19 protein-coding genes and 2 tRNA genes are annotated in these 24,027 nt (G+C 47.5%); 9 read left to right on the top strand and 12 right to left on the bottom strand.

Going from position 1 to position 24,027, the window contains the following annotated elements:
* The first annotated feature begins 172 nt into the window (after window positions 1–172).
* From BLS15_RS15790 to BLS15_RS15780, 3 genes are all read left to right on the top strand, one after another.
* A complete protein-coding gene (locus BLS15_RS15790) occupies window positions 173–2,062 on the top strand; it encodes a DEAD/DEAH box helicase (RefSeq protein ID WP_021253179.1) in 1,890 nt (629 codons plus the stop codon).
* A 25-nt stretch (window positions 2,063–2,087) separates the two neighbouring features.
* The gene (locus BLS15_RS15785; RefSeq protein WP_021253180.1) at window positions 2,088–3,230 is read left to right on the top strand and encodes a YqhG family protein; all 1,143 of its coding nucleotides are present in this window, start codon (window positions 2,088–2,090) and stop codon (window positions 3,228–3,230) included.
* Between the two features lie 180 nt (window positions 3,231–3,410).
* The gene (locus BLS15_RS15780; protein ID WP_090512413.1) at window positions 3,411–4,646 is read left to right on the top strand and encodes a hypothetical protein; all 1,236 of its coding nucleotides are present in this window, start codon (window positions 3,411–3,413) and stop codon (window positions 4,644–4,646) included.
* 65 nt (window positions 4,647–4,711) lie between these two features.
* Here BLS15_RS15780 and BLS15_RS15775 read toward each other — a convergent pair whose 3' ends face one another.
* Window positions 4,712–5,026: a YqzE family protein gene (locus BLS15_RS15775; protein WP_021253182.1), complete on the bottom strand. Its 315-nt coding sequence runs from the start codon at window positions 5,024–5,026 to the stop codon at window positions 4,712–4,714.
* Window positions 5,027–5,200: 174 nt separating this feature from the next.
* Between BLS15_RS15775 and BLS15_RS15770 the strand changes: the two genes are divergently transcribed.
* Entirely contained in the window at window positions 5,201–6,010 is an 810-nt protein-coding gene (locus BLS15_RS15770) for an N-acetylmuramoyl-L-alanine amidase (RefSeq protein ID WP_254777352.1), read from the top strand.
* A 317-nt stretch (window positions 6,011–6,327) separates the two neighbouring features.
* Here the strand turns inward: BLS15_RS15770 and BLS15_RS15765 are convergent, their stop codons facing one another.
* Window positions 6,328–6,735: a hypothetical protein gene (locus tag BLS15_RS15765; RefSeq protein WP_021253184.1), complete on the bottom strand. Its 408-nt coding sequence runs from the start codon at window positions 6,733–6,735 to the stop codon at window positions 6,328–6,330.
* A gap of 734 nt (window positions 6,736–7,469) precedes the next feature.
* Between BLS15_RS15765 and BLS15_RS15760 the strand changes: the two genes are divergently transcribed.
* Window positions 7,470–7,706: a DUF6953 family protein gene (locus BLS15_RS15760; protein ID WP_021253185.1), complete on the top strand. Its 237-nt coding sequence runs from the start codon at window positions 7,470–7,472 to the stop codon at window positions 7,704–7,706.
* 62 nt (window positions 7,707–7,768) lie between these two features.
* Here BLS15_RS15760 and BLS15_RS15755 read toward each other — a convergent pair whose 3' ends face one another.
* Window positions 7,769–8,794 (bottom strand): hypothetical protein, encoded by a 1,026-nt coding sequence (locus BLS15_RS15755; protein WP_021253186.1) that lies wholly within the window; start codon window positions 8,792–8,794, stop codon window positions 7,769–7,771.
* 744 nt (window positions 8,795–9,538) lie between these two features.
* The gene (locus tag BLS15_RS15750) at window positions 9,539–10,987 is read right to left on the bottom strand and encodes an amidase (RefSeq protein ID WP_090512409.1); all 1,449 of its coding nucleotides are present in this window, start codon (window positions 10,985–10,987) and stop codon (window positions 9,539–9,541) included.
* A 154-nt stretch (window positions 10,988–11,141) separates the two neighbouring features.
* Here BLS15_RS15750 and BLS15_RS15745 point away from each other — a divergent pair, with 154 nt between their 5' ends.
* Together BLS15_RS15745 and BLS15_RS15740 are read left to right on the top strand one after the other, a co-directional pair.
* Window positions 11,142–12,410 (top strand): MerR family transcriptional regulator, encoded by a 1,269-nt coding sequence (locus BLS15_RS15745; RefSeq protein ID WP_175460786.1) that lies wholly within the window; start codon window positions 11,142–11,144, stop codon window positions 12,408–12,410.
* A 367-nt stretch (window positions 12,411–12,777) separates the two neighbouring features.
* Complete coding sequence (locus tag BLS15_RS15740) at window positions 12,778–13,641, top strand: EamA family transporter (RefSeq protein ID WP_090512401.1); 864 nt, start codon at window positions 12,778–12,780, stop codon at window positions 13,639–13,641.
* Window positions 13,642–13,952: 311 nt separating this feature from the next.
* Here BLS15_RS15740 and BLS15_RS15735 read toward each other — a convergent pair.
* The 4 genes from BLS15_RS15735 to BLS15_RS15720 form a co-directional block, all read right to left on the bottom strand.
* Window positions 13,953–14,039 (bottom strand) — tRNA-Leu (locus tag BLS15_RS15735).
* A 259-nt stretch (window positions 14,040–14,298) separates the two neighbouring features.
* A tRNA-Leu gene (locus BLS15_RS15730) sits at window positions 14,299–14,385 on the bottom strand.
* A gap of 183 nt (window positions 14,386–14,568) precedes the next feature.
* A complete protein-coding gene (locus BLS15_RS15725) occupies window positions 14,569–14,784 on the bottom strand; it encodes a hypothetical protein (protein WP_072729734.1) in 216 nt (71 codons plus the stop codon).
* Between the two features lie 80 nt (window positions 14,785–14,864).
* On the bottom strand, window positions 14,865–15,191 hold the full coding sequence (locus BLS15_RS15720) for a hypothetical protein (protein WP_021253191.1): 327 nt from the start codon (window positions 15,189–15,191) through the stop codon (window positions 14,865–14,867).
* A gap of 259 nt (window positions 15,192–15,450) precedes the next feature.
* Between BLS15_RS15720 and BLS15_RS15715 the strand changes: the two genes are divergently transcribed.
* Window positions 15,451–16,098, top strand: a complete 648-nt coding sequence (locus BLS15_RS15715) for a hypothetical protein (protein ID WP_021253192.1) — start codon at window positions 15,451–15,453, stop codon at window positions 16,096–16,098.
* 41 nt (window positions 16,099–16,139) lie between these two features.
* On the opposite strand, the gene BLS15_RS15710 is transcribed toward BLS15_RS15715, so the two are convergent.
* Entirely contained in the window at window positions 16,140–16,754 is a 615-nt protein-coding gene (locus BLS15_RS15710) for a DedA family protein (protein ID WP_021253193.1), read from the bottom strand.
* Between the two features lie 123 nt (window positions 16,755–16,877).
* Here BLS15_RS15710 and BLS15_RS15705 point away from each other — a divergent pair, with 123 nt between their 5' ends.
* Window positions 16,878–18,011 carry a YkvI family membrane protein gene (locus tag BLS15_RS15705; RefSeq protein WP_021253194.1) on the top strand — a complete coding sequence of 378 codons (1,134 nt, stop codon included), beginning with the start codon at window positions 16,878–16,880 and terminating at the stop codon, window positions 18,009–18,011.
* Between the two features lie 44 nt (window positions 18,012–18,055).
* Here BLS15_RS15705 and BLS15_RS15700 read toward each other — a convergent pair whose 3' ends face one another.
* From BLS15_RS15700 to BLS15_RS15690, 3 genes are read right to left on the bottom strand one after another with little or no spacing between them, the layout of a single operon-like run.
* Window positions 18,056–21,400 (bottom strand): AAA family ATPase, encoded by a 3,345-nt coding sequence (locus BLS15_RS15700; protein WP_028533875.1) that lies wholly within the window; start codon window positions 21,398–21,400, stop codon window positions 18,056–18,058.
* Window positions 21,397–22,797: a metallophosphoesterase family protein gene (locus tag BLS15_RS15695; RefSeq protein ID WP_028533874.1), complete on the bottom strand. Its 1,401-nt coding sequence runs from the start codon at window positions 22,795–22,797 to the stop codon at window positions 21,397–21,399. The genes BLS15_RS15700 and BLS15_RS15695 overlap by 4 nt, the downstream gene beginning before the upstream one ends.
* A gap of 4 nt (window positions 22,798–22,801) precedes the next feature.
* Window positions 22,802–23,935 carry a glycosyltransferase family 4 protein gene (locus BLS15_RS15690; RefSeq protein ID WP_021253197.1) on the bottom strand — a complete coding sequence of 378 codons (1,134 nt, stop codon included), beginning with the start codon at window positions 23,933–23,935 and terminating at the stop codon, window positions 22,802–22,804.
* Window positions 23,936–24,027 lie beyond the last annotated feature (92 nt).

Raw genomic sequence — 24,027 nt, 5'->3', positions numbered from 1 at the left:
ACTATATCTAGTGTCCAAAAAGTATTTTACATCAACATATACAAAACTACTGTGATAAACCCCTCATTTCAAACTCTTTCCATCGTATCGTATGAACAGTTATGAAATAAGAAGATTACGTCCATACTACACGGTAATGAGGAATAACGAATCGATTAGGGAGGGAGACAACATGCGTACGTATCAGCGGTCGAACGAAGAGTCTCGTACACCGAGTAACGCTTCTACGACACTAGCTTACCCCGGAATCGAAGCATCTATGGGAGCTGTGGGTAATAATGGAGATAACCCCTCCTCATCCTCCCGTACTAGCACAGCTGCAATAGGTCGCATCCCCCTTACTATCGAGAACGGTTGGACGGACGAGCTTCTTGCTCGCATTGACAAAAACAGCCCTTGGGATGATTGGACCTTATTCCGGCTTGCATACGAAGCCCAGCAGGCAAAGCGAATTCATGCATTTGACGAGCTTCAATGCTTAACTCATATTACAAACGTCGATCCACTGCCGCATCAGTTGGAGACAGCCCGCAAAGTGCTGCATGATATGCGAGGCAGAGCAATATTAGCCGATGAGGTAGGTCTCGGGAAGACGATCGAAGCCGGTCTTGTTTTGAAGGAATACATGATTCGGGGACTTGTGAAGCGAGTGCTCATCTTAGTGCCCGCCTCTCTTGTGCTGCAATGGGTTCGTGAGTTGAACCATAAGTTCGGCATCCCCGCGATCGCCCAAAAGAAGGGATATCAATGGGCGAATGACATCGTAGTCGCTTCCATGGATACAGCTAAGCGCGATCCGCACAAGGAAATTCTCATGGAGCAGGAATACGATATGTTAATCGTTGACGAAGCCCATAAACTGAAAAATCGGAAAACAACGAACTATCAATTCATTCAGCATTTGCGCAAGAAATACTGTCTTCTGCTAACTGCTACACCCGTTCAGAACGATATGAACGAGTTGTATAACTTGATCAATCTGCTGAAGCCAGGTCAGCTGGGCGGTCAAGGGGAGTTCAGCACGAACTTCGTCGCAGACAAGCGGATGCCGAAGAATGAGGGCATGCTCCAGAGCGAGCTATCGAAGGTCATGGTGCGCAATCGCAGAGGTGAAGGCAATGTTCATTTTACGAAGCGTATCGTTAAGAATGTTCCACTCACCCTCTCGCCGGAAGAACAGGCGCTCTATGATGGAGTCACTCGATTTGTAAAGGAGCAATATCGAACAAGCAGCGGGGATATCGGCAGCATGTTCTCCCTCATTACGTTGCAGCGGGAAGTATGCTCCAGTCGGGATGCCGTCTTCTTAACACTTGTGAATTTGTCAAAAAAGCTTGCCGAGGACTCCCCTATTCGCAATTATATCTGGGATCTTGTCGATCTCATTAAAGGCATTAATGCGAATACCAAAGCCGAAACGGCGATGAACATTATTCGCGATATTAATGAAAAAGTTATCGTGTTTACCGAATACAGAGCTACCCAGGAGTACTTGCTGCAGTATTTCCGCAATGCCGGTATAGTCGTAGTTCCTTACAGCGGAGGGATGAACCGCGGCAAGAAGGATTGGATGATGGATCTTTTCCGCGGACGGGCACAAGTCATGATTGCAACAGAAGCTGGAGGCGAAGGTATCAATCTGCAGTTCTGCCATCATATGATTAATTTTGATTTGCCATGGAACCCGATGCGCGTAGAGCAGCGGATTGGTAGGGTACATCGGCTTGGTCAGAACAATGATGTGAAGATCTACAACCTATCGACGCAAGGAACGATTGAAGAATATATATTGAACCTGCTTCATGAGAAAATCAACATGTTCGAGATGGTCATCGGCAGTCTCGACATGATCCTGGAACGGTTCGAGAAGCAGGATTCACTCGAGAAGAGCCTCTCCCGCATTCTTCTGGAATCGGATTCGGAAGATCTGATTCGCACCGAGGTGGAGCGTTTAGGCAATTCGTTAAATGCGATACGTGAAGAAATAGATATGGAAGACGACGAGAAGAGTGCAGCAATAAGTAATCTCCTGCATAACATGAGTGCCGAGATTGAAGGATGATGACAGGAATAGGAGGTAGGAAGGAATGAATACGGAGCAAGTACGACGATTTGTGCTCGATTATTTGGAGGCCACCGATTGTCATATCATGGAGACCTCACCTGCCAGTGTAACCGTGAAGCTGTCAGAACGAGCCGACCGTAAGCTTACGAACCGTCCCTACTATTGGGGTTTCGTTGATCGCACAGGGGCAGAGCCCGAGACGATGCGATTCACCTTCGTATTCGATCCTTCTGCGATGCCGCCTGAACCCCCTCGTGGACCTTCTGCCCCGCAAGTCCTGCCACCTGCGGGTGCCGCCACAGCTCCGCCAACTGGTGCAGCTGCTATTGCTCCGCCTCCGGGCTCTATCCCTGCCGGCACAGCCCCCGGCGACTCCATTCTCGGTCGCTACTTCGGCGTAGCACCCGCCTTCACAGGCGGCGGTGGAGGCATAGGACGAATTCCACGCGAGGATGTTACCTTCGGCAGCCGGCGGCTGTCGAGCATCATGCAAGCGGTTCATGACGAGGGTCGATTCATTCAATTGTTCGCTGAACCAGCCAATGCCGGCAGTACTGCTGCAAGCAGCTCCATACGAGGTAGTAAGCGTTCTACTGCATATGAGCCATGGCTTCTCTTAAATCTTAACGTCGAATTTGCTTGCGATCTGAAGAGAGAGGAAATTCATTCGTTCGGAATATCTCTTGTAACGGGACGCATCCGGACTGACTTCATGGAACAATTGCTGTCCATGCCCTTGTCCCCTAAGCTTCCTTCCAATGTGCATGTTGCGCCTTGGTCGTTGTCTATTCAACAAGCCCGCGAGGCTGTAGAAAGACAATTAATTGATCTCATCTCTACCTATGACAATACATGGGCTGTGGAGGCGTCAGAACGATTGGAAGAAGAGCTTGCGAGATTGAAGTCTTATTACGAACCTCAGCTTCAGCAATTCAGCACCGATGCCGAGCAGGCTGCGAATATGCCATCCAACAAGGACAAGCATGGCGGGGATGATTCCGACACTGATCCCGAACAAGGGAATACAAATTCCCCTTCGAAACAAGAACAGATCCAGCAGCAATATGACATGAGGTGCCAAGAGATTCGGTGGCAATTCGAGCCTCGGATTGCGGTCAATTTTCTCAATGCAGGTCTGATTCATCTTCCTTCGACATTGGCCTAAGCCTATCAATCATGAACAGTGCAGAAACGCCACATTGCGGCAAAAATAGAACGTGTAAAGGACAAGCACCTGAACAATGGAACGACACCATTTTTAGAGCTTGTCCTTTACAATTAAGGAAATCAACTAACAGCAACCGATACAGGAAGCCTGTAACAACGGAAATTAGAGGTGATTCGCATGAATAATGAACCTTGGTGGACGAAATTGGCTTATATCGCCGCATCCGCTGCACTGACTTCCCTTGTAGCTGGCAGTGTTACTGTCGGCATTCTGTTTGCATCAAGCGAAGCCAAGCCACTATCGGGCAGAACCAATGAGAACTTGGTAAGCGAAGCTTATGCTCCGCTCTCCTTTCAACAATCCTTATTTAGTGAACATTCGATCATCTTGACGTCTACTTCTGCTTCGTCTACCTATCACATCTTCCAGTCTGCACCCGCATCTTTGACCCCGCTTTCAGGGGGGGGAGAGAACAAACAGATTGATGAAGCAATTATCCACTATCAGCAGCAGCTCGCCAAGAAAGCCCCATTCCAGCAATGGGAGCATGCAGATACAGAACGCTTCCCTCTTGGCCCTGGCATGCATGGGTGGTTCATCCGCGTCATGGACAAGCAAAAGCAAATTGGATATATGATTCTACAAGCAGATGCCGATGGTCGAATACGACTGTCGGAATATGGGCTTGGCGAACAGCAGCCCTTCGATGAATCAACCTTACAGGATGCATTGTTAGATCGACAGCAGCAGCTTGCTGAGGAACATAATAAGGAAGTTCATGTAACGAGCATTTACCCGTACCAGCTAGCCCCGCTGCTTACCGTATGGCGAGTGGAATGGCACAACGGGAACGTTGATTGGCTTGATGCGCAAAGTGGAGAATGGCTCCCGCTGCCGAAGCAGTATGCACCAGCGCCAACAAAGCGAGATGCAAATGATAGCCCGACCTTGTTGAGTCAGCCCTCAGCGAGTCAATCTAAACGCATGGACAGCAAGGAACGATTGCTTCCGATACAATTGCTATCCTCTCATGCCGCCGCCTCCTCGCAGAGCTACAGCGAGGTTGCCTCTTCAAGCAGTTTGATTGCACCATTTGATCCCTATGAGAAAGTGAACTGGATGACTAAGCTATCTATGAATAGCTCCAAGGAGCTTCCTCTTACTTATCGTGATCAAAATTGGGTTTATGTACAGCGCATAAGTGGCGGGGCTGTTAATCAACCTTTTTCGTATATCGGGATTCAGAGATGGATGCTTGGAGGAGGAAATAGAGATGGTCAGAGCAATTCAAGCGATTTGGCAAAAACAAGCGACAATGTGTATGTAATCGTCTCTTCTCAAGACATGAAATCCATACGCTGGCTGCCCTCCTCAGATGCACTGCAGGCGGGGGCATTTATTCCACAGTCATAAAACTATGTTCATAGCTTGATCCTTGCAAAGAGGCACGACCTTCAAAGGCGTGCCCCTTTTTTTGCCTAAGGTTGAGAAGGCGTCCCCGATCCTGATGATGGAGAATTTGAGGCTGTTTTGACTTGTTTGCGCAATAGTCGGAGCACATTTAGTTCTCTGGCCCGCTTGAGCAGAGGCTTGCTTGCACTCCCCCATTGGCCAGCCCACATTTTGACTCCGAATGGCACCATTCCGAACCACTTCGTTTGCCACGATTCCTTTGCACGATTTTTCCGCTCCATTTGACGCTCCCGACGCGCTTCAACCGGCGTATCCATATAGGTGACAACGCGTTGTGTAATGTATTTAATCAAGTCTTCTCCTTTTCCTGCTTTAGCCATAACGGTTCTCAATCCTCTCGTCGTTATCTCTTGGCTGCCTCGCCCCGTCATTCTTAGGATACCCAGATCTACGGCGCACCAATCCAAATTGGCAGGAATGAGGTTGTGCTTCGCTGTACACGATAAAGATGGAGTGATTATGTTGACCATGTGACAGAAAGAAGGGATTGCTTCATGCTACATCAACCGTCATGTGCATCGCGATTGCGCCGAATGGTCGCTGGCATTATAGCTATTGTCATCGGGTGTACCGCTAATATTGGGGTCGGACATGCTGGACGTGCTGCCGCCACAAATGAGACAGCCGTATATCAGGAGTTAGCCGTGGACGCAATCCCTGAACCTATTGCAGCATCTGTTCCACCCAATACAGAACCAATTGGATCACTTCCGAGTCTTCCCTTCTCTAAGCTGGTCTTAATTGATGCAGGACATGGGGGAATTGATGGAGGAACAACTCACGGCAATATCTTGGAGAAGGACATTAATTTAGCTATCGCTCAGAAGTTGTATCTTATGCTGAAATCGAGGGGCATTCCGGTCATTGTCAACCGAACCGGTGATTATGCGCTTAGCGATGATAACCGATGGTCGGTCACCCGCTCTAGACATCGCAAGGATCTTGCACAGCGTCGGCAGCTAAGTCAAGAACTCCCCGTATCCGTATTCATCAGCATTCATGTCAATTGGAACAAAAACAAAGCTGCACGCGGCCCGATTGTGCTGCATCAGAAGGAAGGGCGAAGCCGAATGCTCGCTTGGTTTATACAACAATCATTGAATCCAATCTTTGCATCGCATAAGCAGCCAGAGCTCGGCCCTACTTATTATTTGCTCAAGCGGGTGGAGCAGCCAGCAGTGATTGTTGAGGCCGGGTTTATTAGCAATGATCGGGATCGCAAGCTGCTGACCGAACCACGAACTCAGACGCTCATTGCATCACGCATCTGTGATGCAGTTATGTTCTATCAATCCATGTTCTAATTGGGAAGAGCGCTCTCTTCATCTGTTCAAGCAAGGGGGCGCATTCCAGCGTCATATTACAATTAGGCTGTGTTTTGGGCTTCTTTAGGCATAAGGAGAGAAGCTTCGGGGGTTGCTTTTATAAGTTAATTGATTAAAGCAAGTGGAAATAAATAAACCTCTTAAGTTTTATCCTTAAGAGGCTGTTAACGTTCCATACTTTCCAAAAACATATGCTCACCCAATCGTTTAAAATGAGATGCAATATGAGATGCTAAAGCGGACGAGAACTGTCCGTGAGATGACAGTTTATAAAATCCTGATCGCATCCTATACACTTACGCTGTGCGCTGTTGTACAAAATTCATAATCACATAGCCTTCAACAATACGATACTGAATCGCACCGTACTTCTCCATCAACTGCAATGCCGCAGTAAGAGCATCAATCGCTTCGGAAATGACACCAGGTTCAATGCCTCGTTGATTGTGCATGTAACGCGTATTCAATGCATCGCGATGTACAGCATCAAGTTTCGAGCATGCAGCATGGAAGATCATTTCTTGTTCCTTCGCACGTGTAATGGCATGACGCAACTTGTCTTGTTCACGACGCGCACCCACCATGTTCATCTTCATATCTTGTACATAAGACATACGATAAGTCAATCTACGCTCATTCAATGCACGGCTTGCACGGTAATCACCCATGTGATTCAACCAATTGTTTACTAGTATTGTATTCATTTGTATTCCTCCAACTTCTTAAGAAAAAACCTCCTAGCTCTATTTTCAATGAGTCAGGTTTCTTAAAATTCTCTTTCTTTAACATGATTAAACATTTCACAACATGTTCAAACATCATCCCAGCATAGGATGATCAATCCTCAAAAACATTTCACAACTAAACTAGCCACAATAAAAATAAAGCAAACTTCACTACAATTACAATTCCAAGCTTAAAAAAGGGACGAAGCAACAGTGAGTAACGAACCAATGGACAGTCAAGTGGTTGGCGAAATGGACGGTGAAATGACGGTTGAGGGAGTGTGTTGCGCTATTGAATAGTGATTATACTCTCATTACTCCACCATGTCAATACCATTTTTTTCAAAAGTCAGATCATTTACGCCTCTTACTCCTTTATCATAATCGAAATTTCTCTACATACAAGTTAAATAATTGTATACACGTTCTCAATCGTAGTCGCAAACCGCTTACCTTAGCATAAGATAATGGGAAAAGGATATGATTATTTAAGAAGTAGATTCTACTCAACTGTGTGCTCCATTTATGTTTTATCACAGTAAAGCAACTATGCACTCAAGCATATAAGCGTTAAATGACAAAAGATCTTCACATTTACATAGCAGGATTGGGTAGGATCTTGTAGTAATATAAAGATACGGGATCAGACTTTAGGACGGAGAAGCCCAAAACTGTCAGCCGTGAATATAGGAATTATGAAGGGAGCAAGTAAAATGAACGAACAACACGTTGCACTGTGGTTGTACAACAAGATTAAAAGAGATATCGTCGTAAACTTGGCTGATGCAGTTCAAAGCATTGAAGAAACATTCGGCAATCGTTTCACTTTTGCCTTTGACAATGGGATGAAAGCAGTCAACAAAACAGTTGCTATGGAATTTGGAAAATTGAACAAGGATGGAAAGATCGAATGGAATCCTTCAGAATATAAATGGGTTTTTAAAATGTAAATAGCATCTATAGAAAATGACGAGCCGCTGGCCATTAAGCCAAGCGGCTCTTTTGTATTACATCATTCCGACGACATTCCGATTCTCGACAATAGAACCTCCGCTTGGGTATATCCAGCAGGCATACTGAGATATATGCCATAATCATAGTAGGAAGCATCATAGCTTTGAACCGATTTTGTCGTTCCATCAGCCTTCATTCCCTTAACACCCAAGATATGCGCATTCCTCTTGTTCCAGGTTGAATTCGGATAAAATACGTCAGCTGCTTGATTTTGATTTAAACTAACGGTTATGGCTTGAGTTAGCGGGACATCATAACCGTGGACTTTTGCGTTCCCGCTGCTCGTTATTTGCACAAGATATTCCCAATTTTCGATCTGAGCAGATTTCCCACCTGGCAATTTCATGACGACCACTTCCGCTTTGTCCATGTTCGCCTTGTTGGAATCCGGGTTGAACGAGCCATCAGCCTTATCATTGTAGTGGATTGGTGCTGCCAAGCCATAGAAGAGGCCGCTCTGTTCCCCAATATCTTTGTTCCACAGCCCATGTTGAACATTCCAACACATTCCGTTATAGGCAAACACATAATCTTGAATAGGACGCTGCGGGACTAAGCTTCCACCGCTGAATTTACCCAGTGAAAGCCTACTGAGCGGGGATATGCCTGAGCCGTCAATTTCAATGCCTGATCCTCCGATCGTCACTCCCCCATATGAGTCACACATAAACAGATTGTTCCATCCCAGCATGATTCCGAACTCACGCCAGCTTCCATCCGGTTGCAGAGCCCCGATATCTTCACCGGTTTGGTCACGTGCAGGATCCCCTACACTGTATGCCTTTTTCCCGTTAGCCTTCCATAAATTCATTCCCTGATTGTCTAAATCTCCGATGTTTTCTTCACCTGGATACGTGCCACAAGCCTGCATTTGCCAACCGAAGCTAAAATTGTCGACATTGATCCGCTTGAATCGCTTGGCGGTCTCATCGTAGCGTGCGTTAATAAGCAGCCACAACTCATGTACTTCGACTCCGTTGCGAATCGTATGGATCGTGGCTGTATTAAAAAATGGATCCTGCATTCGCATCCCCTCCTAAACCATAGTATCGATTGAGGTGGCCGATTGTTACGGATGCTTATTATTGAATACCCTTGTTTGTCTTGCATTCGATTAAAAGGATACATGTGGAAGATGTCGAAATTATATTGAAGAACAGGAGGAAGCTTGATGGTAAGTATAACTACTGCAACAACTCAATCTAATATCGTAAAAACCAATCACAACTTAAAAATTAAACCGTAGCAGCATAACAACGAAGCGGGTTAGGATAGCAAAAACAAGCCTTGTATTGAACGGATTTAACATTTTATGTTAAGCAAGAAAGGCCAGGCTAGGAAAATTAGTTTTTCCAAGCCTAGCCTTTTCTAATACATTAACGCTTATCTTACTTATTTGGGACTGTCTTTCCTTGCCCCCCACTTGGATCATTTGGCTGATCAACATCCCGAGAAGGCGTTTTGTAACACCTCGTGCGACTCCAGACTATGCAAGCCCTTCCGATTCTCTTCCTCAGTTATGATGAGTTTGAGTCGTTTGCCCCTCCAGTTTCATTAAGTTCTCCGAGTACACATCTCTATTTCATAGAATCATTTGCATTGCATATACTTCTGCTAATCTATCCACATCTGCTTTATTCCGCATATGCTCTCCTTTTTGTGATTTTCCATCCCTATCATAAGGAACCTAATAATAACCTACATGCTATCGCTATCTTTTTACTAAGTCGACCTGGGTTTCTGTTCGTCTGATCAGAAAATGAATCGCTTATTGGCTGTTAGCTGCATGAATGACGGGACGCTTATGATTCCATGGTCGGGCGGCTTCCAATTGGGCGGAGAGCCGCAGCAGTGTAGCTTCGTCGGCGAATCGCCCAGCAAATTGCATCCCGATCGGCAGGCCGTCCACGCTCCAACCGAGCGGAAGTGATACAGCAGGCTGGCCTGTCGTATTAAAGAGACTAGTGAACGGAGCACGGGTGAATACTTGTTCTGTCCAGCTTCTTAGATCGATATCCGGATTGTTGGCATTCAGCTCGCCCAACGGAAAAGGCACAGACGCAATCGTTGGGGAAAGCAGCACGTCGTACTGTTCAAAGAAACGACCGACGGATCGAGACGCTTGCGTACTGATATCGAGGGCATTAAGTAGATCATGGGCGGTTAAGGTAGCGCCGTATTGGTAAGCTTTCAGTATCGTTGCTTCCAGATTATGTTCCGAGGGCTTCCTATTCAGGGTTTTCGCAAGCCGCTCAATTCCATGATACGTGTTGGCCGCCCATATGTGCATCGTCGCTACAAACAATGCTTCATAATCCACTTCTGGCAATACCTCCACTAATTCATGCCCGAGTTCCTCACATAAGCCGACGGTCTCATGCAAGACACGCAAGCATTCCGCATCAACGGGGGTGCCTGAATACGGCTTGCCCGTCCAGGCTATCCGCAGTCTCCCCGGCTCCTCAGCAAGTTCTGCTGAGAAGGGACGGTTCGGCCGTTCGGCCCAAGCATAAGCCCCCGGGTCTGGCCCCGCAACCGCATCCAGCAGTGCAGCCGTATCACGCACCGTCTTGGTCACGGCAAATTGTATACCGAGTCCGCTCAGTACTTCTCCGTTGTCAGGACCGTTGGGTGTTCGTCCACGCGTCGGCTTCAAGCCGACCAGACCGCTGCAAGCCGCAGGAATGCGGATAGAGCCGCCACCGTCATTGGCATGTGCAATTGGCACAATACCTGCCGCGACCGCCGCAGCAGAGCCGCCGCTTGAGCCGCCTGGACTCCTATCCGGATTCCAAGGGTTTCTCGTCGGCCCATACAGAACCGCTTCCGTTGTTACATTGAAGCCAAATTCGGGCGCTGTGGTGGATCCGAGTGTTACTAGACCTGCCTGTCGGAACCGCCTCATCATCTCGGAGTCGTACGGGTAAATCATTCCTTCCCCCAGTCGGCTCCCGCTATTTAGAGGCACTCCAGCCGCATGCAAAGTTGAATCCTTGACCAAGAATGGAATTCCAGTAAATGGGCCATTCGGCAAAGCAGACTTGCTTTCTTTTTCTGCCAGCTCCTGCATCGAGACGGCCATCACATTTAGTTGCGGATTCAGCAGCCGGATAGCTTCGCAAGCTAATGCCGTCAGTTCCTCTGGCGTAACTTCGCCGCGCTTGACCAGTTCAGCAAGCCCCAGACCGTCATAACTAGCATATTCGGACAACTTCATTACATCTCACCTCTTTCTTCGTTATGCGCTTATCTTAAGAGATGGAGCGTACTTGAGATCAAGCCTGCAATACATCTCATTTTCCAAAAAAATCTGGAGTGCCCCCGCAATTTTAGTTTATTATTAGATTAAGGAAAATATGGGAGGTGCTTACATGAAGATTGGGGCATTCGCCAAGCGTTTTGACGTGTCCGTAGATACGGTACGCTACTACATTGAAATCGAGCTGCTGCTTCCGGATAAAAAAGCAAGCGCCCAATATGAATTTACTCCTTCATGCGTTGAGGATATGGCCTTTATCAGTGAAATGAAGCAGTTTCATTTTACACTTCAGGAAATTCGCCAAATGCTTTTGAGGAAGCGAATCTCTGATTTTACCGTCTTCGAAGACATTCGCTGGCATCATCTACGTATGATGAACGAAAAGAAACAGCGGCTAATGAAGGATAAAGAGCAACTGGAAAACGCTCTTCATCAGCTTGAAAATAAATTAATCACTTTACAGGACGAGCCTAGGACGGAAGCAGAGACCGGAGTGCCTTACTCCTTTTTGCCCCTGCTTTACTGCCCCTCCTGCCGCATTCCACTGCAAATACGAAACGCCTTCCTTCAGGGAAAATATATGCTTAGCGCACAATTATACTGCTCCTGCTCTTATCGGGCTGAAATCAAGGATGGCATTCTGCTTACCTCGGATAAAGAAAACGCTCGTTCCGCATATACCTATGGCTATGAGCACGAGCGTTTTCAATTGCTTTCATCTGCTTTTATCAACTTGACGGAAAAGGGCAACCAATGGTTGGCCGACCGACTTAGAAGCGAACCTGCCAAGCATCAGCTGATCGTGGAAGCCAACGCTGATGTGTACACGGTTCTACCTAGATACATCTCATCTCTCCCACCGGAGACGATGTACATCTTTTGCGGTACGTCGAGCGAACTGCTGATCAGGCTTAAAGAGAAGCTTTCACAGAACCATACTGATTTGCAGGCGCTTTATATCGTGAGCAGTGATTGGCAGCTTCCTCTAGCTCCCGTTACCGTTGATTTGATCGTCGACAGCTTTTCGTTCAACGACTTTTCGTTGCACAATCGGATCTTCCCGCTTCTCCCGATGCTGACTTATCTCAAGCCGGGCGCCCGTGTGCTGGGGCACTATTTGTATTATCAGCCCCCCGCCGCTTCACTTGCGCGAATTTGTCATCTGTTTCCGCAAGCTCATGATCGAACCTATCATCCAGATTATTTGGATGAAAACTTCTCCCGTGTCGGCATGAAAATAACAGCGCGCGAACAGCTTGGTTACACAAAGGAACCAGGAAACTATCTACGCTATCATGTCCATAACGAAAAGCTTCATCTGTTGGCTTACTTGGCTGAGCATCGTGGCAGCGGTGATCGTCCAAATCTTTTTGTGCAGTGATGTGGATGACGGATTCCTAACCTCTTTCCAATTCCCTGTTCTTCCACTATAATGATAATCATTATCAATTATAGATAGAATCAATAAAACTACCATCCCTGAAATCTGGGATTTAATATACGGAAAACGGAGAAGTTAGAGGCTTGAGGAGAACAAATACATATGAGCATCCAGCCGCAGAGAGCTCATCTGGCATTTGTTATCAAGATTCAGCATCGCATGACTGGGAAATCGTGAGAGTATCGATAGGCTAGCTGAAGAAATATAGTAAAATGAAGGATATGCTGTCTTCCCTAAACGAAGATGATCATAAGTTCCCTGTTACCTGGGTACATAGTGTTTTACATAGAGTTTGGAGGATACCTACATGTGGATGATTTATGCTTTTGGTGCGGCGCTATTTGCAGGTTTAACTTCTATTCTTGCTAAAATCGGGATTCAGCGTACGGATTCCAATCTAGCTACCGCCCTTAGAACCGGAATTGTTGTCATTTTTGCGTGGACTATCGTGTTTGCAGGGAACTTACATACGAACCTGTTCGACATCAGCTCGCAGTCTCTCTTCTATCTCGTATTATCAGGACTGACGACCGGTGCTTCTTGGATCTTCTATTTCAGAGCGCTGCAGCTAGGCAATGTGAATGTCGTCGTTCCCATTGATAAATCAAGCACGATTATGACAATGCTTTTTGCAATTATCTTACTGGGGGAACCAGTTACCTTACTGAAAATCATCAGTATGGCGTTGATTGGAATTGGAACGTATATGATGATACAAAGAAAACAAGATGCTGGACAATCCTCTGACAAAAGCGGGAATTGGGTTTGGTATGCCGTACTATCCGCTCTTTTTGCAGCAATCACAGCAATCCTAGGCAAAGTCGGCATTGAAGATGTTGATTCCAATCTAGGCACCGCCATCCGAACAATCGTTGTACTGATCATGGCGTGGTTGATTGTATTCGCAACTAAGAAACAGGGCGGCATCAAAGAAATCGACAAAAAGAGTTGGATTTTCCTTGCCTTATCGGGTTTGGCCACCGGCATGTCCTGGCTGCTCTACTTCAAGGCACTGCAAGAAGGGCCCGCAAGTATCGTAGTCCCTATCGATAAATTAAGCATACTCGTGACGATTATCTTCGCTTACATTGTGTTTAAGGAAAAATTGTCTATGAAAGCTTTTGTCGGTCTCCTCCTGCTTGTTGGCGGAACCTTTATGCTTCTGTTATAACTACCACTTTCTGCGCACATGGTTAATTTGAATAATGGTAAGATGATTCAAGACTCCGGCTGTTTTTAGCCTGGAGTCTTTTCTCCTGTATCTAACTAGATATTGGATGACTGTCGACCTTGTACTAACGATCTCACTCGGATAGCCAAGATCGTGACTTCACCTATAATGGGGACACAAAAAAGGCCCGTAAATCATCATGCATCCGATTTACGAGCCTGTTCAAAGCTGCTATGATAAAACATCTTATCGAAGAATTACAGACAAATAAAAAAATCCTTAATGACGTAAGGATTCTGCTAATTAGAGTATGGTGCGGTCAAGAGGACTCGAACCTCCACGATATTGCTACCACTAGAACCTGAATCTAGCGCGTCTGCCAATTCCGCCATGACCGCATATAAGATGTTGCGTTTGAAACCGATAATAATTCGGAATCAGTAATCATTACTATACACGGTTGGAACCATTGTGTCAAGCACCGTCATAGCAAAAATGAAACGATTGTGATTAACGCATACAATCTGATGGGAAATTGATGATTATTAAAGGGTGAAACGTAAAAAAAACCCGCTGCCGAAAATCATCGACGACGGGTTATTAGATCATGTAAATATAAAAAAACCTCATAAGCATGAGGATTCACTGATGAAAGTATGGTGCGGTCGAGAGGACTCGAACCTCCACGATATTGCTACCACTAGAACCTGAATCTAGCGCGTCTGCCAATTCCGCCACGACCGCATATTTGATTACTTCCGATTGAGTCGCTAAGTTGTTTTCCTGGCGACAAGGAATATAATATCACGTCATTATAGGATCGTCAACACTTTTATAAACTTTTTGCAATGATATCTTCTTATTTCTGCTGCAAGGCAGCTGGCAGGTTTCCCTCCCCGCTGCCATGCAGTATTCCAGTATATCCGATCAAGTCTCAGGGACTGTTCTTGGCTCATCTGCAGGTTGAATCATATAGCTGCGACTCAGCTTCACAACACGCCGATTTCGCTTGCGAATCATGACATACTCATCATCCCATGCAACCACGAATCCTCGAACATCGTTCATCTCCAGTATGTCCCTAATGACTCTGACAAATGTTCCTTCCACTCGATAACGATCAAGCTCCGCTTCCTCCATCATCATGTACTTCACACCTCCGCTATGTACAACATGCAAGGCCTGCCATCATCAGCAGGCCCCACACATACGCATGCTTCATCTCAATAGCCCACATGTTCCTTCGTATCGTTCGTTTCAAACCAATAGTCCAATACCTTGGCAGACATGACACGCTTGTTAATATACGCAACTTGTTGCGCGGTAAATTTCCCTGTCCAGCCCACCTGCATCTGATCGCACAGCTTTACGATCGTCAGCAATTCTGACCAAGCGACATACCTTTTGTACCAGAAAAATTGAGGGTGTTCGATCATATACGGGTACAAATCATCGAATTCCGTGTGTTTGCATGCTAGTGCCCGTTCAAAATGGTTTTTAGCCTCCGTCACTTTTTCTTCCAAAAAGCGAGCCGTTCGTTCATCCACCATCTGCGTTGCCCCCTCTCACCATCTTATCTTTTATTATATGTCAAAGTGGTGAATGGAGAAAAGCAGACAATTCTTTTCATCAACTGAAACTAAATGGAGCTTTGAAGCGTCTAACTATATAAGAGGGTTATTTTTGCTTATTTTTTATTATTTACTGTTGATAACTAGTTCATAACGTCCAAATTGGCAATTGATTCAAATTCCGTATATAGGGTAATATGTTCTAGGCCCGTCGCGAGGCGGTAGAGGAGGATTTACGATGTGGCGATCTACTCGGCAACGCAGTATAACCATTGTACTGGCCGCAGTCATGATGACGTGGCTGCTTCAAGGATGCACCTCACAGGAGCACAGCATCCCCCCAATTGAAACGGATACACCTTATTCGCACCAGAAAGATTCTCAGGTGAAGCCAGATGAACGCAAGCCTGTAGGGAAACAAAACGAGAAAACCGAAATTGCATCACCAAAGAGCCAATCCTCTCATAACGGTGATTCTACATATACGGATCAAGCTTTTGATCGTGCACACCCTCAATTGAAAGGCATTGTGCTTGCTTCGAACAATGCCGCAGTTAAGGAGCTATGGGGAGAACCTGAGGAGCATTATGTCATGGATGATACCGATCCAATTGACGTGTATCAATACGAAGGCTTCTCTTACGGATGCAAGCAGGATGGGCGAGTCATATTTGTTGAAGTATCTGGTGAGGATACCTCGACAGGAATCCAGGGCTTAACAATTGGAGACAGTGAAGCTACCGCCTCCAAGGTGCTCGGACGTCCAGATCATGATACAGATTATGTGTGGAGCTATGAATTAAAGAACTGCTTGTTGAGACTTGATCTGGATCCGACGACAAACAAGATCCAAGCAGTTAAGCTATTTTCCAACGAGCGCGTATAATGGACTCTATAATAAATGAAACGCCTTGATTCCACGTGGAGTCAAGGCGTTTTATTGGTTCGCATCCGATAACGAATAATAAAGTATGTGATAGTGCCTCCTACCGCAAGCACTACAAGACCACCAAACAGAATCGGGTTCCCCTTCGAGTGAAGCCATCGCACCGCATCACGCCAATGATTTCCCACAATATGTCCAATCGTTAGAAATGTAGCCACCCACAATAATGCACCTGATCCAGCCGCAAAAAGATAAGTTGTCCATTTCATTCTGGACATCCCCGCCAAATAACAAGTCAAATGACGAAGTCCCGGCACGAAATAGCCGAACACAATACTCCAACTTCCATATTTCTGAAACCAGCGCTCTGTTCGTTCAACTCGCTTCGGCGTCAACTTCAACTTCTTCCCGTACCGATCCAGCAAGGGCTTCCCCACCCGACGACCGACTATATAACTGATGAACATCCCGGTCATACTCCCCGCAAGACAGACAGCGAAGGCAAGTGTGTATTGAAATGGGCCATTTACAGTCAAGCTGCCTACAAAGACCATCAGCGTCTCATCCGGTACAGGGATGCCGATGATGCCTAGCGCAAGCAACATAAATAAAGCTATGTATCCATAATTGGACAGCGCCCACATGACTGTCTGCACCGTAAGCCCCCCTCCCGTAATTCGATATCTATTTTATCATAACCATGCAGTCATGTCCGAACCTACTTGCTCATATTTTATAGTAATGCGTACAAGCCTGGCTGGCAAGGAGGCGTCTTAACGTTGAGAAAAGCAGTGTTAGTTATGCAAATTGCATTCACGTATATTGGAACCGTCGTGGGGGCAGGGTTTGCGACCGGACAAGAAATATTGCAATTTTTCACAGCTTATGGGTGGTGGGCTCCCTTTACCATCGCATTGTCGACAGTGCTGTTCATCTGGCTGGGCACGAAGCTGATGCTCCTGTCTCATGACATCAAGGCTCGATCCTATGAGGACATTAATCGCATGCTGTTCGGAGATCGGATTGGCGGAGCAGTCAGTCTATTCACGATGGTCATTATTATTTGCGTCAATAGTGTAATGCTGGCAGGAGCAGGATCCGTGTTCGTGGAGTATCTGCATTTGAACTACCAGATTGGTCTGCTGCTTACATTGGTTGGTTCCTATTGGTTCGTTAGCCGAGGAATGGGCGCCATCTTGAAGCTGAACTCCATCGTCGCACCTACAATGCTTACGTTTACCTTGTTCATTATCATTCATACCATCCAAATGCCAAATGCTGCGCAAGCACTAACGCTGAGCACGGACAAGGCCTTCTATGCAGCATGGAGTGCGCCGCTCTTGTATGGCGCCTTTAATTTAGCAATGGCGCAAGCTGTTCTCGTCCCGCTTGGAGCTTCGATGCCGAACAAAAAAGTGATTCAACTTGGGGGCATTATCGGAGGCGTACTAATTGGATTAATGCTGCTTTCCGGACATTTTGCGTTGGCTGTGTACATGCCTGGTATTACGCAATTCGATATTCCCATGGGCCATATTGCATCCGGACTTGGCGTATTCATTCAATTGATTTATGTCATGCTTATTTTTTCCGAGATCTTTACAACCTACGTTGCCGATGTGTATGGGATTACCCTGCAGATGCATCAACGTACAGGAATTCATCCGAAGCTCCTTATTATCATGATCATGCTATTTTGCTTTCTGTTCAGTCAATTCGGCTTCAAGCCGCTGGTATCTCACTTGTATCCAATATTTGGAGTGTTCAGCCTTGCATGGATATACCTGCTAATTCGTTCATCTGGACAGCGTCCGACTCATACTCATCGTCCGCCGACCGACGCTCCATTTCCTGCAGCGCTGCCACTGCAGCCTGCACGTCAGAAGCATCCAACTTCTCCGCCTGAGAGCTAACAACAGTGAACCTTATATCTAGGTGCAAATAAGGCGCAGTCCCTCTACTGAAGGGAACCGCGCCTATGCTTAAGAGCTATATGCAATCGTTGCATTTCAATCAACCGCACTTCTTCCGGCAATTCACGCTTTATCAAATCAACGACATGAGGATGGCAAGTCGTCATCATGACATGATGCGAATCGGAGAGCGCAATAAGCGCCTTCGCTGCCAATCCTAGCCGTTCCTGATCGAAGTTGACTAGAATATCATCCAGCACGAATGGCACGGATGCCCGGTTCGTTAGCGCTTCTGCAAGCGCAAATCGAATAGCCAGATATACCTGCTCTGCAGTTCCTCTACTGAAATGGTGACTCCATACTACCTGACCATCCGGCCTTGCCAGCGCGATCGTCTTCTCACCGAAGGGAATCAGCACGCGAGTATATCGCCCAGCACTCATCTGCTCCATATAATGGGCAGCACGTTTCAGTACAGCAGGCTGCTTCTCCTCCTCATACAATCTGCGAGTACGTTGCAAGAGTGTCTTGGCAAGCGCCAGAACTGCATAACGGGACGCTTGCTCGTCCAGCTTCGATTCCTGCAGCGCAATTTCCTGATGATGGGAAGCCCCCTCCACCTCTTGCTTCAACCTCTCCCGCTCCTGCTCCAATCTTCCCTTGCGTCCTTCCAGCTCTCGAATCCGTGTATCCAGCTGTTCCATTTGACGTGCGATGGAAATGCATCGCTGCTCGAGCTCACGTCCATCATACTGAATCAGCAGTTCCTCCATTGGTCGAAATGCCGTGCGTTCTCCTCCGCGATACAGCACTGCTTCCAGCTCCCGAACCTGCCGCTCCAGCTCAAGCTTATAGTTGTACGCATCAGCACAATGCAGCAATTCAAAACCAGTGTTCACACCGGCTTCCAGGAGAAGCTTATTCATCGTCTCCTGCATCTGACTGGCATGAATGTGCTTCTCCTTCCACTCATCATCTAAGGAACTGCTGTGAAGCATCAATTGCTGATATTCCTGCTCGACAGCCTGTTCACGCTCGATTCGCTCCAGCAGACGGAATAATCCACCTATCATTGATCCAGACAGAAGCTCCACTCCATCATCATGAGCAGCGGCTCCGTAATGGAACACAGCTTCAGTTCCTTCTTCCCCCAAACCTGCGTCATTCGCCTTCATCGCTTGTTGAGATCGAGTTGTGATCAGATGCTGTGCGGTATGCAGCAAGCTGTTGCAATCCTGCTCGAACAATTCCAGCTGGCCAAGCAGGCGCGCATGCTTCACAGCCGCGCGATGGCGCTGCTGCTCCACTTCTTCGGCTTGTTCCCACCTTCTGCAATGTTCCTTTACACCCGCAGGGGTGAGTCGTTCTGGAAGATTCTCTTGATCGAGCCATGCATGCCAATCGCGTAGACGCCCTTCTTCTTTCTTATGCGCAGCATCCAGTTCCGCTGTAAGCAGTCGACAGCGTCGTTCAGTCACAATCACCGTCTCATACAGAGAACGACAGCGTTCTTGTACATGTAATCGTTCACGATGCCAGGCTCCAACCTCTTGTGCAGTCCTTCTTAGTTCATCGATGCCAGCATCGGGTATACTGCGTGCTGTGCTAGAGAGATAGGGCTGCAATAATTGACGGAGCGCCTCAGCATGCACACGGATTGCATGTTCCAATCCATCTTGCGCACTCTCGCTACGCGCCATCACATCCGCTTTGTCTGAAGAATGCGGTGGAGATTGTGAAGATACATATGCCATTACAACGGTAGCTGCTAGGCCTACCAAGGCAATGACGAGAGCCATTAGCCATTGCTGTGCCATCCACCCGAGCCCGGCAGCCAGCAGCACTACACCTAATCCAAATCCATAGATAATGCGGGAGTGCGCAAACTTCTGCGGACGCGGTGCATTGCGGTTCCTTCGAGAATAGGATTCGTTATGTACTCGTTCCGGTGTAGGAACATGCTCCTTGCCATCACTCGAAGCATTCCACACCCGCATCGCATCTGCTAATGATTGCTCTGCGCGTGCGATATCTGCTGCGCTTCCCTCGTTTGGGGCAAAGCCACTGCCATTCACTCCAGCCGTCTCACAGCGTTCGAGCTGCATCTTGGCATCGTCGTACTCTTTGGCCGCAAGCTGTGCCTCACGGACTGCATGTTCCATCCCGGCTTCTGATTGCGCGATTGCGAGACGACACGCATCCGCACGTCTCTCTGCCAACTGCGCCTGCTCCAAGTATAAGGAAGTTTTGCTCGCCAGCAGCATCTCCGGTGTCCATGATGAATCTGTCTGACGAGAGAGCCGCCATAATTCAGCTTCGGCAGCATTGCATTCCACTTCTGCCTCTCCCGCTGCTTCTCGCCAATGTTGGACGGTATCCGTCAACTGCGCAAGCCGGCGTGTCTCCGACTCCAGATCTAGAAGCTGTTTGAACGGCTCCTTCCCTTTCTTACGGTCAGCTGCTGCTTGCCGCTTCTCTTCGATTCCTCTACAAGCAGCTTCCGTATCAGCAAGCTTCCGATCAAGCTCCCGCCACTGGGCAGCAAGCTCAGGCAGCCTTATTGACAGATCTGTCGGCTGTTCATCCAGCTCTTGCTTGGCGGCTATATAGCGAATCCACGTATCGGCCACGTCGCTTGCGCGTTCAGCCTTAGCCAGTTCCTCCCGTTGTACAATCCGCTGCTCTACACACTGATTCAGTTCTAGCTCTATTCGAGTCAACTGATCTTCTAACTCACTTAGCTTTCCCGCATGACGATGCGCTTCTCGCTGAACTCGTTCTAGCTTGTCCATCGTATGAAGGGTCTGGTTGATCAACTGATTGCGGCCCCTCGGCCGAAACAGTCCATCCATCGATTGCTGCAGCCAACGCTCCGCCTCAGTTATCCCTCTGCCGCCATACAGCCCTGTATCATATAAATAGGCCCCAACCTCGTCATCCTGCAGCGTTTGCAGCTCCTGCAGCTCATCGAGTGTTATGCCAAATAAGCGGCAGAAGAGTCCCGCATTCAATCCCCCTAACAGTTCATCCTCCAATTGAGATTGGCTGATATCTATCAGAACTCCTGTTGCAGACACCTTACGGATACTCGTATGGAGCGAACCATCCCGCTCCCACCGCTCAATCGTCCATTCGGCACCACTTCGATCGAGCACGCTCATCCGTCCCCCATATATAGCCCCTTCGATCGGCACATATCGGGTATGACTGCTTCTCCGCTTCGGCAATCCATACAGCATGTCCCGAATAAAATAGGTAATCGTACTCTTCCCTGCCTCATTAGGTCCATAGAGCAGCGTAATCCCCATATTCGAACCGCGTTCCGCAAGCGGGATTACCGCATCACGGAATCCTCCATACCCCATAAGGTGAATCTGTAATATTTTCATGGACGCTTCACCCCGCTCTGGAGCCACTCAACGGCTAACAGCATCGCTTCTCGCACCCATTCCTCCTGTGTCTCGCTGGATTGGGAGGCAAGCCAATTCCGCAAGCGTGGCTGCTGCAGAAGTGTCTGCAATGCTTCCTGAATCAACGCTTCTCTAGCTGTATCATGCTGTTGTGCCTGACTCGCTATTCGGATCAAGTCTCCTGGGAAGCTATCAGTCGCCTCCCACTGCTCAATATCAATATCAGGTGTACAGCTGATGCGAAGTGCGATTGGCCACAGAATCCCTGACACCTCTTCATAAGAAGCATGGTCAAGCTCTTGTGCTTGCCATGCTTCCCTCCATTGTTCGGTGAAGGATTCCTGCTGCAGCGAGGCATACAAGGGCGTTCGTCCGGTCAGTTCCACACGAATCAGCGTTAATCGCTCCCCCTCTTCACCTTTCCAAGCTGCCATCTTCTCATCAAGCAGCTGCATGATAGATTGAAGTGAACTTATCCCACTAACATCGATCTGCTCCTGACGCCAGCGAACCGTGTCCAATGTTTCGAATTGCAGGTTGACATCACCAAGCTCATTCACATTAACCAGGTAGCAGCCTTTCGCACCTGTTTCTTTTACATGCCTGCCTTGTGTATTGCCGGGATATACAATATAAGGAGACTCGTGCAGCACTTCTCTCTTATGAATATGGCCTAGCGCCCAATAATCATATCCCTTTTCCACAAGCTCTCTCTTGGAGCATGGTGCGTAGGGATCGTGTTCTGCACTTCCATCAACCGTTCCATGAAGCAGACCGATGCGGAACAGTTCATTAGCTGCAACTGACTGTTGACTCCTATGAGTGTTCTCCTCTACTCTATCTGCATGCACCGTACAATCCTCATCCGGGGAAAGGCCATTCCTCGCTTGCACAGCATTCCTTTCAGGACGGCTGGGATACATCGCTGCCAAATTCTCGTATACTGCCATGTCTCCATAAGACATGCCGCATATAACCGCTACCGGCGAGGCATTCTTATTCGGAACAATAACGGCTTGTGGTTTATCCGTGGGGAAAACGGTCACATTGCTTGGCCACTCCCACTTCACCTCGCGATGAAGTGGATCGTGATTCCCATGAATGATATACACGGGAATCTGCTTATCCTGAAGCTGCTCCATCCCCCGCTGAAGCCTCCACTGCGCCTTAAGCGAGCGATCTCTGCCATCGTATAAATCACCGCTAATGACAACAAAGTCTACCTTCGCACGAATTGCTAACCGTACGAGATTGTCCCAGGCAGCGAACGTTGATTCCTGAACTTCTCCCTTCAGCTTATCCGGCAGAACTTGTAGACCGCGGAAGGGGCTATCAACATGCAAATCCGCCGCATGTAGAAAACGAAACGGAATCAATGCCTCACCCCCGCTTCAATTGATAATGTAAATATTTGCGCTTCAATTCATTCACGATACGTGTTAGCGAATAGGTTTGCTTCGCCTTTGCCCACGCAGCCCGCGCAAGTTCATAGCGGAATGATCCATCCATCATCGCTCTCTCCAGCGCATTACAGAGCGCAGTCGGATCATCAGGCGGTACAAGCAGTCCATTCACCCCGTCTTCAATCTGCTCTGCTATCCCGCCAACATTCGTTCCAATAAGAGAAAGCCAGCATAGCGCCGCCTCAGCGAATACAGAACCGAATGCTTCTGCCCGCGACGGTAATACGAAAATATCGAAGAACGGCATAAACTCCTCGGGATGAAGCATATAGCCGTAAAATATCGTCTCATCATATATAGACAGCTCCTGTGCGAGCTGCTCTAGATCCTCCCGAATCGGCCCATCGCCGATAATATGAAGTACATAAGCATGACCCCGCCGCTTTAGCTCTGCACATGCCTGCAGCAGTACATCGAGCCCTTTGGCAGGAACTAAGCGGCACATCGTGATGAGTTGAGGCACCGCATTATCATGGGCGATCGGTTTGAATCGCTTCTCATCAAATCCATTCGGCAGAACCTCTATTCGATCCGCATCATGAACATAAGCCCTCAGATACGTCCGGAAAGAAGCGGACACCGTCATCATCTCATCCACTTGAGACTCCAACTCACGGTATAAGGATGTTAGAAATTGATGCTCCGGTCCATTGGGTTCAATCTTTCCATTTAAGATGAGCTCTTGTTCAAAGCTAGAGTGAACGGTCATAATTACAGGTGTATCCGGGTACAACTGCTTCATTACAAGTCCTACAATGGGATGATGTGCATGTATCAGATCATAGCGATTCGTAAGTCGCAGCTTCGACCACCAGACATAGTCGCGATACGTTTGAACATATTTCTGCACAATCGAACTATCCCCGTACTGCTTCCAATCGAAAGTATGAAAATGGACTTCTTCCTGCCCTTTGCCCCGTATTCGCTTCGGCAGCGAAAAGATCTCCATCTCCCAGTGGGGCGATTGAAATCGATCAAGTATATATGGAATCATGGAGGATACCCCTCCAGGCTGTTCAGGCGGAAAAAACAATGCTTGCAAAATATTCATGCGAGCGCCTCCTTCTTGTTCGCGCTTTTCGCCATTCAACCTTTATGATATATTAGAACATATGTTTCAGTAAAGAACCTTCCCAATGGAGC

This window comes from Paenibacillus sp. cl6col, assembly GCF_900102125.1.
Classification (GTDB): domain Bacteria; phylum Bacillota; class Bacilli; order Paenibacillales; family Paenibacillaceae; genus Paenibacillus_B; species Paenibacillus_B suaedae.
Note: the sequence above shows the minus strand (reverse complement) of the source record. Positions and strands in the feature narration are given on the sequence as shown.

Bases quoted from the DNA above. Each gene is read 5' to 3' on its own strand.
- BLS15_RS15790 (WP_021253179.1), top strand. From the start codon at position 173: ATGCGTACGTATCAGCGGTCGAACGAAGAGTCTCGTACACCGAGTAAC.
- BLS15_RS15785 (WP_021253180.1), top strand. From the start codon at position 2,088: ATGAATACGGAGCAAGTACGACGATTTGTGCTCGATTATTTGGAGGCC.
- BLS15_RS15780 (WP_090512413.1), top strand. From the start codon at position 3,411: ATGAATAATGAACCTTGGTGGACGAAATTGGCTTATATCGCCGCATCC.
- BLS15_RS15775 (WP_021253182.1), bottom strand. From the start codon at position 5,026: ATGGCTAAAGCAGGAAAAGGAGAAGACTTGATTAAATACATTACACAA.
- BLS15_RS15770 (WP_254777352.1), top strand. From the start codon at position 5,201: ATGCTACATCAACCGTCATGTGCATCGCGATTGCGCCGAATGGTCGCT.
- BLS15_RS15765 (WP_021253184.1), bottom strand. From the start codon at position 6,735: ATGAATACAATACTAGTAAACAATTGGTTGAATCACATGGGTGATTAC.
- BLS15_RS15760 (WP_021253185.1), top strand. From the start codon at position 7,470: ATGAACGAACAACACGTTGCACTGTGGTTGTACAACAAGATTAAAAGA.
- BLS15_RS15755 (WP_021253186.1), bottom strand. From the start codon at position 8,794: ATGCAGGATCCATTTTTTAATACAGCCACGATCCATACGATTCGCAAC.
- BLS15_RS15750 (WP_090512409.1), bottom strand. From the start codon at position 10,987: ATGAAGTTGTCCGAATATGCTAGTTATGACGGTCTGGGGCTTGCTGAA.
- BLS15_RS15745 (WP_175460786.1), top strand. From the start codon at position 11,142: ATGAAGATTGGGGCATTCGCCAAGCGTTTTGACGTGTCCGTAGATACG.
- BLS15_RS15740 (WP_090512401.1), top strand. From the start codon at position 12,778: ATGTGGATGATTTATGCTTTTGGTGCGGCGCTATTTGCAGGTTTAACT.
- BLS15_RS15725 (WP_072729734.1), bottom strand. From the start codon at position 14,784: ATGATGGAGGAAGCGGAGCTTGATCGTTATCGAGTGGAAGGAACATTT.
- BLS15_RS15720 (WP_021253191.1), bottom strand. From the start codon at position 15,191: ATGGTGGATGAACGAACGGCTCGCTTTTTGGAAGAAAAAGTGACGGAG.
- BLS15_RS15715 (WP_021253192.1), top strand. From the start codon at position 15,451: ATGTGGCGATCTACTCGGCAACGCAGTATAACCATTGTACTGGCCGCA.
- BLS15_RS15700 (WP_028533875.1), bottom strand. From the start codon at position 21,400: ATGAAAATATTACAGATTCACCTTATGGGGTATGGAGGATTCCGTGAT.
- BLS15_RS15690 (WP_021253197.1), bottom strand. From the start codon at position 23,935: ATGAATATTTTGCAAGCATTGTTTTTTCCGCCTGAACAGCCTGGAGGG.